This window comes from Shewanella khirikhana (assembly GCF_003957745.1).
GTDB lineage: Bacteria > Pseudomonadota > Gammaproteobacteria > Enterobacterales > Shewanellaceae > Shewanella > Shewanella khirikhana.
The window spans coordinates 4,621,227-4,639,169 of sequence record NZ_CP020373.1 but is presented as its reverse complement, the minus strand read 5'-3'; the positions used below and the strand labels follow the sequence as shown (position 1 = coordinate 4,639,169).

Here is a 17,943-nt window from a genome sequence, read left to right as displayed (position 1 = left end):
AAATAACCGGCTTTAAATAACAAAAAGGCCCGCATTGGCGGGCCTTTTGGCAGTATTCAGTAAAGCGCAGCGGCCGCTTACTTGTGATACTTGCGCGACTTCTCGTGTACCGCCTTGATAAAGGCGCCTGCATGCTCAGGATCCACATGCTGATGGATACCGTGGCCGAGGTTGAACACGTGACCGGTACCTTCGCCGAAGCCAGCCAGAATTTGCTCAACTTCTTCTTCGATGCGTGGGATTGGCGCGTACAGCATGGATGGGTCCATGTTGCCCTGCAGCGCAACCTTGTGGCCTACGCGGCGACGGGCATCGGCGATGTCCACGGTCCAGTCCAGACCCAGGGCATCGCAGCCGGTTTCGGCCATAGATTCGAGCCACAGACCGCCACCCTTGGTGAACAGGGTCACAGGCACTTTACGGCCATCGGCTTCGCGGGTCAGGCCATCAACAATCTTCTGCATGTAACGCAGTGAGAACTCACGGTAGGCGCTGTGAGACAGGGCGCCGCCCCAGGAGTCGAAAATCATCACTGATTGGGCACCGTTGGCGATTTGCGCGTTCAGGTACAGGATGACCGAGTCGGCCAGCTTGTCCAGCAGCAGGTGCAAAGCCATTGGCTCGGAGTACATCATACGTTTGATTTTTTCGAACGCCTTGCTGGAACCACCTTCCACCATGTAGGTGGCCAGGGTCCATGGCGAACCGGAGAAACCAATCAGAGGTACTTCGCCCTTGAGTTCGCGACGGATGGTGCTCACGGCACGCATCACGTAGCCCAGCTCATCTTCCGGATCCGGGATAGGCAGTGCCTTGATGGCTTCCAGGGTGTCGGCCTTGCGCTCGAAACGTGGGCCTTCGCCGGTTTCGAAGTACAGACCCAGGCCCATGGCATCGGGAATGGTCAGAATGTCAGAGAACAGGATTGCGGCGTCCAGCTCATAGCGACGCAGTGGCTGCAGAGTCACTTCACAGGCCAGTTCAGCGTTTTTGCACAGTGACATAAAGTCACCGGCCTGGGCACGGGTGGCGCGGTATTCAGGAAGATAACGGCCCGCCTGACGCATCATCCACACGGGAGTGACATCCACGGGTTGTTTAAGCAGGGCGCGCAGGTAACGATCGTTTTTCAATTCTGCCATTTGGCGTGATTCCTGTTCTTATGGAAAGCTGCGCGGTAGTTTAGCATTTACGGGAATAAAGTAACCTTTCTCAGTGCATTTATGTGACCTGATCCCGCCCCCGGAGCGGATCCTGCCAACCAACTGCAGTTGTTCTGATCAAGATCAACAGATGACGGGAAAATGACGCCTTTGTGAATTTGAAGGCAGAAAAAAGTTGCGTGGGGGGATCCCCTTTGGTATAAAAACTCTGCGCTAGCAAGAACAATCAAGAAGCTCGTCACATCGAGCCCGCATATATTCTGACTCGCCCGGCTACAGGTTTCTGTCGCCGGGCTTTTTATTTTTGTCATTTTTGTATACAAAACAACTGGTTTGTCCATTCCATACGGGATACTGAAAGCGTCAAAAATCAGTTGATCAAGGACCGATTTCTCTCCTACAGTAGAGGAAGGACTGTTGAGGAAGTGAGGCCAAAAATGCTGAGCCAGCTTGAAAGAGCAGAACAAAGATGGGGTGGAGCCAATAAGCTCATCGATCAGTGGCTGGAAAACCGCAGAAATCTGCTGGTGCACTATTGCCAAATTGCCGGTTTACCTCCCTATGAAGGGCGACAGAGCCTGCCTTCTGCCGATCATGTCAAAGCCTTCTGCGACCTCTTGGTCGATTATGTCTCCGAAGGCCACTTCGAAATCTACAACCGGGTGGTGAGCGCCTGCGAAACCAACGGTCAGTCCAGCCAGGCCATTGCCAAGCAGTTGCTGCCACGCATTCACAACACCACGGACGCCGCACTCGACTTCAACGACAAGTACACAGGCTCAGACGATGACAATGTGCTGATGCAACTCGATGAAGACCTCTCCCACCTCGGCGACGCCATGGAAACCCGCTTCCAGCTCGAAGATCAGCTGCTCGAAGTGCTGCACGCCAAACACTCTTAAGCGCTTGTTTGCGCTTAAGCAAAAAAGCCGGCTGATGCCGGCTTTTTGTTTTGTATCTGCCCACAGAGGATAAAGCACCTTAGCCGCCGAGCCTTAGCCGCCGCGCCTTATCACTATCATCAACCGAGCCCCCGAGAAAAGCCGCATAAGCGGCGATAGGATTACTCGCTGGCAGAGTTGCCGTTAACTTGCCCTGGTTGTTAGCGCTTCATGCTCCAGTTTTTAACCAGCCAGCTCTCCACGCACCAGCTCTTTTCGAACCAGCTCTTCTCGAACAAGCTGGGCCCCGGCCGCGAGTGCCGCCAGTTTGCCGCGCGCCACCTGGCGAGGCAGCGGCGCCATGCCGCAGTTGGTGCAGGGGTAAAGCTTGTCGGCATCGACAAATTGCAGCGCCTTACGCAAGGTGGCCGCCACTTCTTCCGGGGTTTCAATGGCATGGTTTGCCACATCGATGGCGCCCACCATCACCTTTTTGCCGCGCACCAGTTCCAGAAGCTCCAGCGGCACCCGGGAGTTGTGGCACTCAAGCGAAATAATATCGATGGATGACTGCTGCAGTTTGGGAAAGATTTCTTCGTACTGGCGCCACTCCGAGCCTAAGGTTTGCTTCCAGTCGGTGTTGGCCTTAATGCCGTAGCCATAGCAAATGTGCACCGCGGTTTCGCATTTAAGACCTTCGATGGCGCGCTCCAGCGCCGCTATGCCCCACTGATTTACCTCATCAAAAAACACGTTGAAGGCAGGTTCATCAAACTGAATGATGTCGACCCCGGCGGCCTCGAGCTCTTTGGCTTCTTCGTTGAGGATTTTGGCAAACTCGAACGCCAGCGCCTCGCGGTTTTTGTAATGGGCATCGTAAAGGGTGTCTATCATGGTCATGGGCCCCGGCAGCGCCCATTTAATGGGTTTAGTGGTTTGCTGGCGCAGGAATTTGGCGTCTTCCACAAACACAGGTTTGGTGCGCGACACAGGCCCCACCACGGTCGGCACGCTGGCATCGTAGCGATTGCGAATGCGCACCGTCTCGCGCTTCTCAAAATCGACCCCGTTTAAATGCTCGATGAAGGTGGTAACAAAGTGCTGCCGGGTTTGCTCGCCGTCGCTGACAATATCAATCCCTGCCTGTTGCTGCTCCTGCAGGGCGATACGCAGTGCATCGCATTTGCCGTCGTGCAGTGCATCGCCCTCAAGCTTCCAGGGCGACCAGAGGGTCTCGGGCTCAGCAAGCCACAGCGGCTTGGGTAAACTGCCAGCACTCGAGGTAGGTAAGAGTTTTTTCATGATTTGCTCCGAGCTTAGGCAACTGATTGAGAAAAATTGGCGGACCACTGCTCGAGGAACGCCCTGTGGGGCTTGATAAAATGCTCCTCGGCAAACTTGCCCTGCTGAATTGCCAGTTTGCTGCGCTCTTCACGGTCGTAGACGATTTTGGTGAGTGAGTGCTGCTGGCTCTTTAAATCGGCCTGATAACGCTGTCCGGCGGCGGCATGGGCGTTATAGATTTCAGGGCGGTAGATTTTCTGAAAGGTTTCCATGGTGCTGATGGTGCCAATCAGCTCAAGGTTGCTGTAGTCGTTGAGAAGGTCACCAAAGAAGTAAAACGCCAGCGGCGCAGCGCAGCCTGCGGGCATAAAGTAGCGCACATTCAGGCCCATCTTATTGAAATACTGCTCTGTCAGTGACGACTCATTGGGCAGGTATTCAAAGCCCAGCACCGGATGCTGATTGGTGCTGCGCTGGTACACCTTGCTATCGGACACACTGAGGCAAATCACCGGCCGCTTGTTAAACTGGCTCTTGTAGGCATCGGATTTCACAAAATGCTGGAACAGCCGTCCGTGCAGCTCGCCAAAGTTTTCCGGAATGCTGAACCCTTGCCTGCCTTTATTGTGCTCCAGCAGCAACACGCTGAAATCGTAATCCCGCACGTAAGAAGAGAAGTTATTGCCCACCAGCCCTTCAATCCGTTCATTGGTTTTGTGGTCGATGATGTTGGTTTTCAGTACCTCAATCGACGGAAAGGCATTGGCCTGCGCTTCGATTTGGATATCCACCGACACTATCTCCAGCTCAACCGAGTAACGATTGGCGTTGGGGTTGTCCCAATGGGCCAGCGAGTTGAACCTGTCGTTAATCATGGTCAGGGTATTGCGCAGGTTTTGCTGGCGACGCTCACCCCGGGCCAGGTTGGCAAAATTGGTGGTGATGCGGGTGCTGTCGGATGGGACGTAATGCTCATCAAAACAGATGCTTTTGATTGAAAAAGAAAATTCGTTACTCATACTGCTGCGCTCCATTAACCCTTGACCAGCCTATATTCACTGGCGCCTGCGGGTTTGGCTGTATCCCTGTATTTGTGAACCTGTGTCTGTGAACCTGTGCCAGAATCAGCGGGCTTAAGCCCCATGACCTCTGTCGCACCTAAGACATTTAGCCATCTAAACGTCTAAAGCTTGCTATAGGAGAGCTTTATACAGACACTGAAGGTCGAAGCAAATTGAATGATCCACGACTTCAACATGAGCCAAATTCAACATGAACCGAAAGCCGCATCCGCGTGGGCTGTGACGTAGGTAAAGCGGATGAGTTGGCAAACGAGCCCCGGCAATATCAGCCTTTCGGCTCACAGGGTAGCTGTGCATTTATCAGGGTGCGGGATTTAGGTCAGCCACAATGGCATGGCAGCCCTGGCTCTATCTGCTGACTCTATCTACTGGCTCTTTTCTGGGCTGGCTTTCTGTGCTTGACTTGATTCAATGTCGGCAGGCCCAATCAAGCACCGCTGGCTTTGAATCCCGGATGAATAGCGATAGAATGCGCGCCCATCCTGAGGCTACCGCCCTAACACTAAGGCTACCGCCCTTAACACTGAGTTGGATTTGCTATGTCATTTGCCCGTCTGGGATTAGCTCCCGCCATTACTTCTGCACTTGAGTCGCTGAACTATCAACAGCCTACCGAGATCCAGCAAAAGGCAATCCCGGTAGTCTTAAGTGGCCGCAATCTGCTGGCCGCAGCGCAAACCGGGACGGGCAAAACGGCGGCATTTGGGCTGCCGCTGATTGAGCGCTTAAGCCAGGGTAAGACCGAGCGGAAAAAACGGGTACGGGCGGTGATTCTGGCGCCAACCCGGGAGTTGGTGGTGCAGGTGGCTGACAATCTCGGCGCCTACGCAGCGAATTTGCCGCTGACCGTGCTGGCCATGTATGGCGGTGTGGATATGCAGGCCCAAAAGCAGGCGCTGATTGCGGGCGTGGATATTCTGGTGGCGACGCCGGGTCGACTCAAAGACATGTACCATCAGCGCGCTGTGTATTTTGAAGAAATCCAGGTGATGGTGCTGGATGAAGCTGACCGCATGCTGGATATGGGCTTTATTGAGGTCATTAACGACCTTATCAGCCGTATGCCCACGAACCGCCAGAATCTGCTGTTTTCGGCGACTTTATCGCCACGGATCCGCGAACTGGCCAAAACTGCGGTGCCGGATCCGGTTGAAATTGCCATCGCCAAGCCCAGCAAAAAAGAGATTTCCCAGTGGTTGGTGACGGTCGACAAGGACGCCAAGTCGGCACTGCTGAGCCATCTTATCCAAACTGAACAATGGCAGCAGGCACTGATTTTCATTGAAACCAAACATGGTGCAGCCAAGTTGGTCAGCCAGCTTGAAAAGCGTGGCATCCGCGCAGAAGCCTTTCACAGTGGCCGCAGTCAGGCGTCGCGCGAACAGGTGTTGAGTGAATTTAAAGACGGCAGCTTGCAGTATCTGGTCGCCACCGGCGTGGCCGCCCGGGGGATTGATGTCGATAAGCTTGAACGGGTGGTGAACTACGATCTGCCATTCCCGCCGGATGAATATATTCACCGTATCGGTCGTACCGGCCGTGCGGGCATGACAGGGGAAGCGGTGTCTTTGCTGTCAAAAGATGATTTCAAGAATCTGTGTATGATTGAAAGCCGTCTCGGGCATGTGATTGAGCGGCGGGTGATTGAGGGATTTGAGCCCAAAAAGCCTATCCCTGTGTCTATTCTCGACTATAAGCCCAAGTCTCAGCCAAAAGCTCAGCGCAGCTCTCAGCGCAAAGCTCAGCGCAGCTCTCAGCCTAGCTCTCAACTCAACTCTCAGCCCGTCTCTCAACCAAAAGCTCGCCCAGAAAAGCCAAGGGCAAGCGAAGGCGGCACTGCAGCCAAAAACCCTTGGGCAGCGGCGCAACGAAAAAAACCTGCCAACCCACAGCGTGGAACCAGCGCCGCCAGATCAGGGACGCCAAAGGGCAAGGATTCAGGCAAGCCACGGGGCTAATGTCAGAGGAAATGACCTTAAGGATAACGCCCACTACAGCGGCTGGCAAAGCTGGCACGTAATTGCGTGGCAATTTGAGTGACAGGTTTGACAGTCCGTTGCTGCTTGTTAGGGCTTGACATGTATGCATATCCAGCTATATTGGTACCTATTACAGGTTTCGCAAAGGAAACATAGAGTGAGTACCGAAATTACCATTAAAGAAGCAGCTGAACAACTAAATATTAGCGAGCAGCGGATCCGCACCCTTTGTAGAACCAATGAACTCAAGGCAAGAAAGCTTGGTAGTTCGTGGGTAATTGATGCCTCTAGCTTAAGAAACTATGGTCTCAAATCTGCCCACAAAGTAGCTGAAGATCATCCTGTTTATAAAATTGACAAAAAAAAGCCCATAGCATTGAGCTTCTTCTCAGGAGCCATGGGACTTGACCTAGGAATAGAAAAGGCAGGTTTTGACGTCCGTCTTGCCTGTGAAATTGATAAATTTTGCAGGCAAACAATTGCTCTGAATAGGCCCAATGCTGCCTTGCTAACCGACATCAACGAATATTCTAGTTCAGATATAAGACAGGCCGCAGGATTGTCAGATGACGATGATATAGATTTGATTATGGGCGGCCCTCCATGCCAAGCATTTAGCACCGCAGGAAAGCGAAAAGGCTTCAATGACGACAGAGGGAATGTGTTTTTAAAATATTTAGAGCTATGCCTTGAACTGAAACCGAAATATTTTGTAATTGAAAATGTTAGGGGGCTTTTATCTTGTCCTATGGATCATAGACCGCATGATCAAAGAGGTCCGGAATTCCCCGACTTAAAAGCGGATGAACTAAAAGGCGGCGCGCTAAATTTTATAATTAATAGACTCGAAAGTTCCGGATACGGATTTTCATTTAATTTATATAACTCTGCTAATTTTGGAACACCGCAAATTAGAGAGCGCGTAATTATCATTTGCTCTCGCGACGGCAAAAAACCACCATTTTTGATACCAACACACTCAGAAGATGGTTCGTTTGGATTGCCGAAATGGAGAACTTTAAAGTCGTGCATTAAAAATATTGAAAGCCACAATCACCTTAATTTTCCAGAAAAGAGATTGCAATACTATCGCCTACTCAAACCTGGTCAGAATTGGAAAGATTTACCAATAGAGTTACAAAAAGAAGCTATGGGAAAATCATTTTATTCCGGTGGAGGAAAAACAGGTTTTTTAAGGCGGCTAGCGTGGGATAAACCGTCCCCAACTTTGGTCACTCATCCAGCAATGCCAGCAACTGACCTAGCTCACCCAACAGAAGATAGGCCAATATCTGTTGAGGAATACAAAAGAATACAAGAGTTTCCAGATAGCTGGGAGCTAGCTGGACCGATAATCCAGCAATATAAACAAGTTGGTAATGCTGTTCCTTTAGGTATGGGGCTTGCTGTAGGCCAGCTTATTTTAAAGTTACTCAATAATGTTGATATTATTGCTCTCAAAGGGTTTAAATACTCTAGATATAAAAATACCAGTGATGCGGAGTGGAGAGACCAATTCAACAAGCAAATAGAAACATTTAAGGACAAATCAGAACAGCAAGAATTAGGTTTTGGTTAACCAAAACCTAATTTCAATTACATTAGCTAATCGAGTTATTTTTAACAATTTCGATTTCTGAAATGCCGGTTTCTTTAGCCATTTTCATTAAAGACGTCGTAACTCTCTTTGCGGCGTCATCTAATACCGTAGGAAAATCCTTCTTTACTTCTTCGCCCTTTTCATTTTTATAAGTTCCAAAATCTATTGTTTTTATAATATCAGGTATTGACTTTAGAGTTTGACTTAATACAGAGGTTAATTCCCCATCTACTCCTGTAACCACCTCATAAGACTTATTACCTTTATAGCAAGATGCGACTTCAGCTACTTGATTTTCACCTATAGCTTTTCGCTCTTGAGTTGCCACCACCCAGAGGCAACCAACTTCTGCAGTTGGATACATTTGTGATGTTTCTTCAAGTTCTTCTGCTAACTTTTTAGAAGAAGAAGAGTTCATTGAGTTGTGCTTACTTTTAATCTGAAAATATACTTCTTTTTCTCTATTAGCTATATCAATGCCTGGAATTGAGCCTTCAGGTACCTTTTCCCACTTCGTACTGGTCGGTATATGCATGACATTACCGAGATAGTCCTCATGAAAGTCACCAATTAAATTTTCCAAAGCCATTTCTATCTTATGTTCAATCTCTTTTCTAACTGCTAATGTTAGCCCCCAAATTGAAACATTTACTGTAAATCGAAAAGGATCAACTCCTGTTTTAAGGAAGTCTTGAACATTAAATCCATCAATTTTATTTTTGTACGCATTAATTAGTTTGGTTAATGCATTATTAAGAACTACTTCTTGAGACATTTTACTTCCTATACTCAGATACTTGGTGCCCTAACATTTGTATAGTGTGCCGGGGAATCTTCTATTATTCTTTGGGTTAGACAATTTTGTCCATATCAATTTACAAGCAAAGCGTGCTTGGTTTTTTGCCATTATCAATAACACTGCCGTCATAACCTCTATGTCGCAGGTTTTGATTATCCCCCATCGAAGCCGCTTTGGCTGTTGGGCTGAATGAAACGAGCGAGCCGAGGCATGGATGCCGAGGCAGTGACCGTTGAGCTTGGAGCGAATCGGTCGCGGTGGTCGTTTTCAGCCCATAAGGCCAAAGTGCTCGGCTTCGTCTGGGGTCGCTGGGGGATTGGACAAGGGGGCCTGTCGAAACGGTCCCCTTTCCCCCGGGTGTGGGTCGGCGACCCACGACTTTCGCCAAACGCAGTTTGGCAATCCCAACAAACGCCCCGTGTTGGCGCTAAACACCCAAATTCCGGGTAGGCTACCGCACCGGCACTCGCAGCTTTATTACGTACCCGCCCAAATGGCTTTGGTTAAAAGCCATTTGTAAAAAATCCAATTAAAACAACAGCAAGTTAGCAGCTTATGCTTAATCAAACCTTGGGCTTTATCAAACCTTGGGCTGGTTCATGTTTCGTGCAACGAGGGGAGAAGCTGAAGGGCGGGCTTGGCTGTGATTTACCTTGCTGATGCTTGGTTGGCGCTGTCCCTGCTTCGCTGGCCGCGCCTGAAAAGGCGTGGGCTAAGCGGTTCTTCCCTGATCCACGTTTTTGTACTGCTTACCGTTTACGGAATGCTTAATTAACGCCTTTAATTCATCATCTTAGGGTTAACAAAACCTTGTCAGTAGCAAGTTGCACCAAGGTACAATAAAGATTGCTGCCGGGCAACCCAATGTCTGTATGAGTGTGTAGCCTTACCTTGGGCGGCAGGCTTTTACTAACCTACTAGAAACAGACACAAAAAAGCCGGCTTGCGCCGGCTTTTCAACTCAACGAGTCAGTACTTAGACCGCAGATTGGAAGATCACTTCACCGGCTTTCTTGGTGTAGGAATCAATCTGGTCGAAGTTCAGGTAACGGTAGGTATCGGCGGCAGTGGCGTCGATTTCCTTGGCGTAAACCTGATATTCCTCTGGCGATGGCAGACGGCCCAGCAGGGCGGCTACGGCGGCGAGTTCCGCTGAGGCCAGGTACACGTTGGCACCGGTACCCAGACGGTTCGGGAAGTTACGGGTAGAGGTAGACACCACGGTGGCGCCATCGGCTACGCGAGCCTGGTTACCCATACACAGTGAACAGCCGGGGATTTCGATACGGGCACCAACGCGACCGAAGATACCGTAGTAACCTTCTTCGGTCAGCTGGTCCTTGTCCATCTTGGTTGGCGGGGCAATCCACAGACGGGTTGGCAGGCTCTTGGCGAACTTGTCCAGTACCTTACCGGTAGCACGGAAGTGACCGATGTTGGTCATACAGGAACCAACGAACACTTCGTCAATCTTGGTGTTGGCAACGGCAGACAGCAGCACGGCATCGTCCGGATCGTTCGGGGCACACAGGATTGGCTCTTTGATGTTGTTCAGGTCGATTTCGATAACCGCTGCGTACTCGGCATCCTTATCGGCTTCCATCAGCTCTGGGTTCTTCAGCCACTCTTCCATGCCCTTGATGCGGCGCTCGATGGTACGGCGGTCACCGTAGCCTTCAGCGATCATCCACTTGAGCATGACGATGTTGGAGTTCAGATACTCGATGATAGGATCTTTATCCAGCTTGATGGTACAACCGGCGGCAGAGCGCTCGGCAGAGGCATCGGACAGCTCGAACGCCTGCTCAACTTTCAGGTGTTCCAGACCTTCGATTTCGAGAATGCGGCCAGAGAAGATGTTCTTCTTGCCCTTCTTCTCAACGGTCAGCAGACCCATTTCGATGGCCTTGTGCGGGATGGCATGCACCAGGTCACGCAGGGTGATACCAGGCTGCATTTGACCCTTGAAGCGCACCAGTACCGACTCAGGCATATCCAGTGGCATAACTCCGGTGGCAGCAGCAAAGGCTACCAGACCGGAACCGGCCGGGAAGGAGATACCGATTGGGAAACGGGTGTGCGAGTCACCGCCGGTACCTACGGTATCGGGCAGCAGCATGCGGTTCAGCCATGAGTGGATAACACCGTCACCTGGACGCAGTGAAATACCACCGCGGTTCATGATGAAGTCAGGCAGGGTGTGGTGAGTGTTCACGTCCACTGGCTTTGGATAAGCGGCGGTGTGACAGAATGACTGCATGGTCAGGTCGGCGCTGAAGCCAAGACACGCGAGGTCTTTCAGCTCGTCACGGGTCATAGGACCTGTGGTGTCCTGAGAACCTACAGAAGTCATCTTGGGCTCACAGTATTGACCGGGGCGAACACCGGCCACGCCACAGGCTTTACCAACCATCTTCTGGGCCAGGGTGAAACCCTTGCCAGTGTCGGCCACATCCTGAGGACGAACGAACTCGGCAGATGCGCCCAGACCCAGCACTTCACGGGCCTTGTCGGTGAGACCGCGGCCGATGATCAGCGGAATACGGCCACCGGCGCGTACTTCATCCAGCAGCACGTCGGTCTTGAGTTCAAACTCAGAAATCACTTCATCGCTGCCATGGCGACGTACCTTGCCCTCGTAAGGGAAGATATCAATCACATCGCCCATTTCCATCTTGCTGACGTCCAGCTCGATTGGCAGAGCGCCGGCATCTTCCATGGTGTTGAAGAAGATAGGAGCGATTTTGCCGCCCAGACAGAAACCACCGGCGCGCTTATTTGGCACGAATGGGATGTCATCACCCATGAACCACAGCACTGAGTTGGTGGCAGACTTACGGGAAGAACCGGTACCTACTACGTCACCCACGTAAACCAGTGGGAAACCCTGGGTTTTCAGCTCTTCGATTTTCTTGATTGGGCCAATGGCGCCTGGCTCATCGGGCACAATGCCGTCGCGGGCGTTTTTCAGCATTGCCAGGGCGTGCAGCGGGATATCTGGACGAGACCAGGCATCCGGAGCCGGAGACAGGTCGTCGGTGTTGGTTTCACCGGTTACCTTGAATACGGTCAGCGAAATCTTGTCGGCAAGCTTAGGACGGCTCAGGAACCACTCGGCGTTGGCCCAGGACTCAACTACGGTCTTGGCGTGGGCGTTGCCGGCGTTCATCTTCTCAACCACATCGTGGAAGGCATCGAACATCAGCAGGGTGTGCGACAGGGCTTTAACGGCCAGAGGGGCCAGCTTGTCGTTGTCCAGTTGATGGATCAGCGGCTCGATGTTGTAGCCACCCTGCATGGTGCCCAGCAGCTCAACGGCACGCTCAGCGCTCAGGATAGGAGAAGTGGCTGCGCCCTTGGCGATGGCATCCAGGAAACCGGCCTTCACATAGGCGGCTTCGTCAACGCCGGGGGGAATACGGTTTTCAAGCAGATCCAGGATGAAGGCTTCTTCACCAGCTGGAGGATTCTTTACTAATTCAACCAGTTCGGCTACCTGGTGGGCATCGAGTGGCTTAGGGACAACGCCCTCTGCAGCACGTTCTTCGACGTGTTTACGATATGCTTCTAGCACGGCAACATTCCTCTTTGTATGGCGCTCTCAACGAAACTGCACGTCTTCGTGGATGAAGGCTACAGTCCGACAGGACGACCCGGATTTCCGGGCTGCAGTATACTACAGCTTTGAAAAAGTATGAATCAGCTCACACTCTTGTGCGGGGGAAATCTGCGGAAATTCTGTGGGCAAGCGGCACCTTATCCCAGCGATTAAACGCACGAAATTAGACAATAGTTTGAAACAAGGGCAAATTTCATACAATACAAAACGTTACCAATCACCTCCCCATTTAATTTCAACAGCCGACTTTTCAGTGCGGACAAATATGGGCTGAAAAAAATTTTTGCCCAAGCGACAATATCGACTCATTTTCTGAGGAGCCAGCATGTTAACCAACCGCATCGATGCCGTAATTTTTGATATGGACGGCATACTTATCGATTCAGAACCCGTGTGGCAACTCGCCGAATACGAAGTACTGGCCGGACTCGGCCTGCCAATCAAGCCCGAAGACATCCACGACACCGTGGGGCTGCGCATCGATATGGTGGTCGACTACTGGTATCGCCGTTTCCCCTGGGATAACTACGATAACGCCGCCGTGGCCAAACAGATTGTCGATGGCGTGGTGGCTCATATCCTCGCCGAAGGCGTACCCATGAAGGGCGTGATTGAGGCGCTGGAATTTTGCCGTGCCAAGGGCCTTAAAATAGGCCTTGCCACCTCGTCAAGCTGGGCCATTATCGATGCCGTGCTGGACACCCTGAATATCCGCGGCTATTTCGAGGCCATGGAATCTGCCGAGCATCTCGATTACGGCAAGCCCCACCCCGAGGTGTATCTGAAGTGTGCCGACGCCCTCGGCGTACCCGCACGTCACTGTCTGGCGGTGGAAGACTCATTCAACGGCCTGATTGCTGCCCGCGCAGCCACCATGCAGACCCTCGCCATTCCCCCCGCCCACGAGCGCGAGCAGGCCCGCTGGGCCGTGGCCCATGTAAAGGCAGAAGACTTAACCGCCCTGCCACCGCTGCTGGCAAGCCAGGGCTAACTGGCTGTAAGAATACAATAAAAAGCCGGGCCGCTGTGTTGAACAGGGCCCGGCTTTTTTATTGGGGAAAATCCGTTACCAGATCTTCACCCGTGCCTCTTCTGGCAGGTACATCTTATCGTTTTCGGTCACGCCGAAGGCCTGGTAGAAGCCGGGGATGTTACGTGGAGTGCCCATGGCGCGGAAGTGGCTTGGCGAGTGGTTGTCGGTCAGCAGACGACGGCCCAGCTCTTCATCGCGGTAGTTGCGGCGCCATACCTGGGACCAGCCCATAAAGAAGCGCTGATCGCCGCTCAGGCCATCGATTACCGGCGCAGGTTTGCCGTTGAGGCTCATCTGATAGGCGCGCAGGGCTACAGTCAGGCCGCCGAGGTCACCGATGTTTTCACCTAAGGTCAGGTCACCGTTAACAAACTTGCCTGGCAGGGCTTCGTACTTGCTGTACTGCTCAGACAGCTGCTTGCCACGCTTCTGGAATTCGTCACGGTCTTTGTCAGACCACCAGTTACGCAGGTTACCGTTACCGTCGTACTTGGAGCCCTGATCGTCAAAGCCGTGGCTGATTTCATGGCCAATCACGGCTCCAATCCCCCCGTAGTTCACCGCATCGTCGGCATCCATGTTGAAGAATGGCGGCTGAAGAATCGCGGCCGGGAACACAATTTCGTTACCCACAGGGCTGTAATAGGCGTTCACTGTTTGCGGGGTCATGTGCCACTCGGTGCGATCGATTGGCTGACCCAGCTTGCCCAGCATATCGGCGTACTCGAAGTTGGCGTAGCGCACGTAGTTGCCCACCAGATCGTCGGCCTTAATTTCAAGCCCGGTGTAATCCTTCCACTTGTCCGGATAACCAATCTTGTAGGTGAACTTGGACAGTTTGTCCTGGGCGGCAATCTTGGTTTCGGGCGTCATCCACTCCAGCTCATTGATGCTCACCTCGAAGGCTTTGATAAGGTTATGAATAAGCTGCTCCATGCGGGCCTTGGCTTCGGGCTTGAAGTGGGCCTTCACATAGGCTTCACCCACCAGCTCACCAATCACCTGATCGGCCGCATCCACGGCGCGCTTCCAACGTGGCGCCTGCTCCTGCACACCGGCCAGGGTCTTGGCGTGGAAATCAAAGTGCAGCTGCACAAAGTTGTCGCTTAAAAGCTCGGCGGCACCATCCACCAGATGGAAGGCCAGATAGTCCTGCCAGGCGGCAACCGGGAATTCATTGAAGCCCTTGCCCAGCGCTTCGAAGTAGGAAGGCTGACGCACGATAATGTCAGTCACCTTGTCGCCCATGCCGGCTTTGGCGGCGAAGGCTTCAAAGTCAAACCCACCGAACAGTTTATCGAGTTCTTTACGGCTCAGCTTGTTGTAAACCTTGTTGGCGTCACGTGACTCCACCCGGCTCCACTGGTTTTTGGCGATGAAAAGTTCAATCTCGGCCACACTGTTGGCGGCGCGCTTGGCATCGGCGTAACCGGCAGCGCTCAGCACCTCGGTAACGTACTTGGCCAGGGCTTCACGGTTGGCCACATACTTGGCGTCGTCTTTCAGGTAGTAATCGCGATCCGGCAGGGTCAGGCCGCTCTGGCTCATGTATACCGCGTACTGGGAAGAGTTTTTGGCGTCGTTGTTGACCCAGAAACCGAAAGGAATTTTGCTGCCGTCGGTGAGCAATTTGCCCATCAGACCCGCCAGTGCCTCATGGCTTTTTGCCTTGGCAATGGCATCCAGCGCAGGCTTAACCGGCGCAACACCCAGCTGCTCCAGCTTGTCGGTGTTCATGTAGCTTTGGTAGAAGTCACCGATTTTTTGCTCGGTGGAGCCAGCCTGTTTGTTTTCTTTGGCGGCTGCGGCTTCAACGATTTCGCGCAGGGCTTTCTGGCTGTCATCATAAAGCACAGAGAAGGCGCCGTAGTTGGATTTGTCGGCAGGAATTGGCGTGTTCTTCAGCCAGTTGCCGTTGACGCTGTAGTAGAAGTCGTCCTGATGACGCACATCTTGATCGAAGTTTTGCTGTTCGATGCCAGAAACGGCAACGGTATTGGCAACGGCGGCTTCGGGCGCCTTGGTGCTGTCGGCACAGCCAGCCAGACCCAGCCCCAGGGCTACGCCCAGCGCCAGAGTAGATAACTTGGTCATATCAATCCCCGGTTATTGTTATATGCCCATGCGGCGGGCAGAAAGGTCCCGCACAGCCTAACAGGAGATGTCAGGCTGCTCTAAGCGGGTTTTTGTAAAATTCTGTGAGTTGGGCAAGGTGCGAGGACTTGCTCGCACCTTACTTAGAAGTTCTTGCCGATGAACAGGTAGAAGGAGCGCTGGCCATCGTCACTGAGGCCGATACCCAAAGCGGCAGGGCCCAGATCTGTGTCTGTGCCTATATAGAGGCTGCCAGCATAGATAAGGTCGTTCAGTGACACATCATCCATTTCCCACCAGACGTTACCGGCCTCGACACTGGCGCCAAGGTAGAGCGGGTAATCTGTCATCCCCAGCGCATCGCGGCCAAGGTCATACTGATACACAAAGGCGCCAAACACCTTGTGGGCACCGGCCAGCGCATCTTTGCGGTAACCGGACAGATTGAGGAAACCGCCGAGCTCAGCAATGTGGATGGAATTGCCGTCGGAGTCGGACGACTCCAGCGATGCCTTACCCACGAAGGCGTGATTACCAAAGCCCAGTGCACCTTTCCAGTCGGCCTGGATTTGGGTGCTGGATTCGTTTTCCACGCCCTCAAGATCAAACTCTTCCTTGCGCATGGTCACCTTGAGGGTGACCCTGTTACCCGAGGTTGGGAAGCTGATGCTGTTTAGGCTGTCGTAGCCCACCTGGAAGTAGCTGCCGTAGGAGGTGAATCCCAGATCGTCGGCCAGCCAGGCTTCATTGGAGATTTTGCCTTTCTCGCCGGTGATACCAATTTCCATCTGCCCATGGCGGGCAAAGTTAAGCCCCAGACCCAAATCGATTTGGTGGGTATTTTTATCCAGCTCAAACACCTTGTTATTGGCGTCGAACAGATCCCAGGCTTCGATTTCATACTGATAACGGGCGCGGCCGTAAAACTGCTGGTCGCGATCCAGCGGCTGATAAAATTCGGTGCCAATCAGCTTTTCGTAACCCAGCTTAAGTTCGTTGCGCCACTCACCGCCATTCTCATTGAGGTTGGTCATGGTGTAGGCGGTATCCAGGGTCACGGCCGAGTCGGCGGTAAAGTCATCTTCCCAGTTAAAGCCCAGATCAAAATAGTTGGGCCCCCAGGACTTGGCTTTGGTGTTCACGGTCAGCACCCGGCCATCCGGGGTATCGGTAAACTCGGCATCCACCCGCTCGAAACGGTTCAGCGCATAAAGCTGATTGATCCCGGCTTCCAGCTCTTCACGGCTGACCACTTCTCCGGCATCGATACCCAGAGTCTCCGCCAGCAGGCTTTCGCTGACCCGCGACTGGTTGGCGTATACCACCTTCACCACCGGCCGCTGCATATCATCGAGCCAAACCTTGGAGCGCTGACGCTTGCTGTCCTGATACACGGCATAACGCTCGGCATCGACGCTGAGGCTGCGCAGCTTGGCAAGCTGAGTATCGGCCGCCTCTTCACCGAGCACCAAAGCGGTGCTCATCACGCTGAAATCCGTGGTACTCAAATCATCGATGGCTGGACGGATAAGTACGTCGGCATCGGTCAGTAATTTCTTTTGCGCTTCGGTGCTGGCTGCGGTCAGCATGGTCGACAGCTGATTGAGCACGGCTATGGTGCTGTTAAGCTGCTCTTTACCCACCAGCGGCGAGCCAATGTCCACGGCAATCACGATATCGGCGCCCATGGCCTTGACCACGTCTACCGGCATATTGTTGGCGATGCCGCCATCCACCAGCAGTCGCTCGTCAATCAGCATGGGCTGCAGCGCGCCGGGCACAGTGGCGGAGGCCTGCATGGCTTTAACCACACTGCCGCTGGCAAGCACCACCGGCTGACTGGTGGCCAAGTCGGTAGCCACGGCGCGGTAAGGGATGGCGAGTTCATCGAAACTGGCAAATTCGCGTACCACATCGGTGGATTCACGCAGCAGCACCGACATGGTCTGCCCCCGCAGCAAACCGCTGGGGGTTTTTACTTCCTGCTCGCTGTAACCCAGGTTCAGCGGGATGTTGTACTTGTCTCTGAGCTGCTTATCGCGGTAGCTCAGGGACTCACGGGGAATGGTGTCGGAATAGCCGCGGTTCCAGTCCACGTTCATCATGATGGCTTCGATTTCGGCGGCGCTGTACCCCAGGGCATACATACCTGCCACGTAAGCGCCAATACTGGTGCCTGCCACGTAGTCCACCGGAATGTGGTTCTCTTCCAATACCTTGAGCACCCCCACATGGGCAGCCCCTTTGGCACCGCCGCCACTGAGCACCAGGCCAATCTTGGGGCGATCGGCAGCCTGGGCGGCAGTCAGGGAAAAAAGCAGCAGCAGAGACAGTATCTTCTTCATTTAAGCCGGTCGCTAAGGTATCGGAAAAAAGTTGTGCGCCATTCTATCAGACATGGCGCAATAA

At 52.9% G+C, this 17,943-nt stretch carries 11 protein-coding genes; 4 read left to right on the top strand and 7 right to left on the bottom strand.

Annotated features, from left to right (window positions below; translation table 11 throughout):
• Positions 1-77 precede the first annotated feature (77 nt).
• Entirely contained in the window at positions 78-1,142 is a 1,065-nt protein-coding gene (hemE, locus tag STH12_RS20330; RefSeq protein WP_126169225.1) for a uroporphyrinogen decarboxylase, read from the bottom strand.
• 458 nt (positions 1,143-1,600) lie between these two features.
• Here hemE and rsd point away from each other — a divergent pair, with 458 nt between their 5' ends.
• A complete protein-coding gene (gene rsd / locus STH12_RS20320) occupies positions 1,601-2,065 on the top strand; it encodes a sigma D regulator (RefSeq protein ID WP_126169224.1) in 465 nt (154 codons plus the stop codon).
• Positions 2,066-2,287: 222 nt separating this feature from the next.
• Here the strand turns inward: rsd and STH12_RS20315 are convergent, their stop codons facing one another.
• Positions 2,288-3,346 carry a methionine synthase gene (locus tag STH12_RS20315; RefSeq protein ID WP_126169223.1) on the bottom strand — a complete coding sequence of 353 codons (1,059 nt, stop codon included), beginning with the start codon at positions 3,344-3,346 and terminating at the stop codon, positions 2,288-2,290.
• A 14-nt stretch (positions 3,347-3,360) separates the two neighbouring features.
• Positions 3,361-4,347, bottom strand: coding sequence for a DUF1852 domain-containing protein (locus STH12_RS20310; protein WP_126169222.1), 987 nt, complete (start codon positions 4,345-4,347; stop codon positions 3,361-3,363).
• A gap of 602 nt (positions 4,348-4,949) precedes the next feature.
• Here STH12_RS20310 and STH12_RS20305 point away from each other — a divergent pair.
• Both STH12_RS20305 and STH12_RS20300 read left to right on the top strand, forming a co-directional pair.
• Positions 4,950-6,368: a DEAD/DEAH box helicase gene (locus STH12_RS20305; RefSeq protein ID WP_126169221.1), complete on the top strand. Its 1,419-nt coding sequence runs from the start codon at positions 4,950-4,952 to the stop codon at positions 6,366-6,368.
• 178 nt (positions 6,369-6,546) lie between these two features.
• Positions 6,547-7,968, top strand: a complete 1,422-nt coding sequence (locus tag STH12_RS20300) for a DNA cytosine methyltransferase (protein WP_126169220.1) — start codon at positions 6,547-6,549, stop codon at positions 7,966-7,968.
• A gap of 22 nt (positions 7,969-7,990) precedes the next feature.
• Here STH12_RS20300 and STH12_RS20295 read toward each other — a convergent pair whose 3' ends face one another.
• Both STH12_RS20295 and acnB read right to left on the bottom strand, forming a co-directional pair.
• Entirely contained in the window at positions 7,991-8,764 is a 774-nt protein-coding gene (locus STH12_RS20295; RefSeq protein ID WP_126169219.1) for an Eco47II family restriction endonuclease, read from the bottom strand.
• A 1,000-nt stretch (positions 8,765-9,764) separates the two neighbouring features.
• On the bottom strand, positions 9,765-12,362 hold the full coding sequence (gene acnB / locus STH12_RS20290; RefSeq protein ID WP_126169218.1) for a bifunctional aconitate hydratase 2/2-methylisocitrate dehydratase: 2,598 nt from the start codon (positions 12,360-12,362) through the stop codon (positions 9,765-9,767).
• A 370-nt stretch (positions 12,363-12,732) separates the two neighbouring features.
• On the opposite strand from acnB, the gene hxpB reads away from it, so the two are divergent.
• The gene (hxpB, locus tag STH12_RS20285; protein WP_126169217.1) at positions 12,733-13,398 is read left to right on the top strand and encodes a hexitol phosphatase HxpB; all 666 of its coding nucleotides are present in this window, start codon (positions 12,733-12,735) and stop codon (positions 13,396-13,398) included.
• A gap of 75 nt (positions 13,399-13,473) precedes the next feature.
• On the opposite strand, the gene STH12_RS20280 is transcribed toward hxpB, so the two are convergent.
• Both STH12_RS20280 and STH12_RS20275 read right to left on the bottom strand, forming a co-directional pair.
• Positions 13,474-15,534 carry a M13 family metallopeptidase gene (locus STH12_RS20280; RefSeq protein WP_126169216.1) on the bottom strand — a complete coding sequence of 687 codons (2,061 nt, stop codon included), beginning with the start codon at positions 15,532-15,534 and terminating at the stop codon, positions 13,474-13,476.
• A 143-nt stretch (positions 15,535-15,677) separates the two neighbouring features.
• Entirely contained in the window at positions 15,678-17,879 is a 2,202-nt protein-coding gene (locus tag STH12_RS20275) for a patatin-like phospholipase family protein (RefSeq protein WP_126169215.1), read from the bottom strand.
• Positions 17,880-17,943: the final 64 nt, after the last annotated feature.

Excerpts from the sequence above, each read along its gene's own strand:
- hemE (WP_126169225.1), bottom strand. The coding sequence starts at position 1,142 with ATGGCAGAATTGAAAAACGATCGTTACCTGCGCGCCCTGCTTAAACAA.
- rsd (WP_126169224.1), top strand. The coding sequence starts at position 1,601 with ATGCTGAGCCAGCTTGAAAGAGCAGAACAAAGATGGGGTGGAGCCAAT.
- STH12_RS20315 (WP_126169223.1), bottom strand. The coding sequence starts at position 3,346 with ATGAAAAAACTCTTACCTACCTCGAGTGCTGGCAGTTTACCCAAGCCG.
- STH12_RS20310 (WP_126169222.1), bottom strand. The coding sequence starts at position 4,347 with ATGAGTAACGAATTTTCTTTTTCAATCAAAAGCATCTGTTTTGATGAG.
- STH12_RS20305 (WP_126169221.1), top strand. The coding sequence starts at position 4,950 with ATGTCATTTGCCCGTCTGGGATTAGCTCCCGCCATTACTTCTGCACTT.
- STH12_RS20295 (WP_126169219.1), bottom strand. The coding sequence starts at position 8,764 with ATGTCTCAAGAAGTAGTTCTTAATAATGCATTAACCAAACTAATTAAT.
- hxpB (WP_126169217.1), top strand. The coding sequence starts at position 12,733 with ATGTTAACCAACCGCATCGATGCCGTAATTTTTGATATGGACGGCATA.
- STH12_RS20280 (WP_126169216.1), bottom strand. The coding sequence starts at position 15,534 with ATGACCAAGTTATCTACTCTGGCGCTGGGCGTAGCCCTGGGGCTGGGT.
- STH12_RS20275 (WP_126169215.1), bottom strand. The coding sequence starts at position 17,879 with ATGAAGAAGATACTGTCTCTGCTGCTGCTTTTTTCCCTGACTGCCGCC.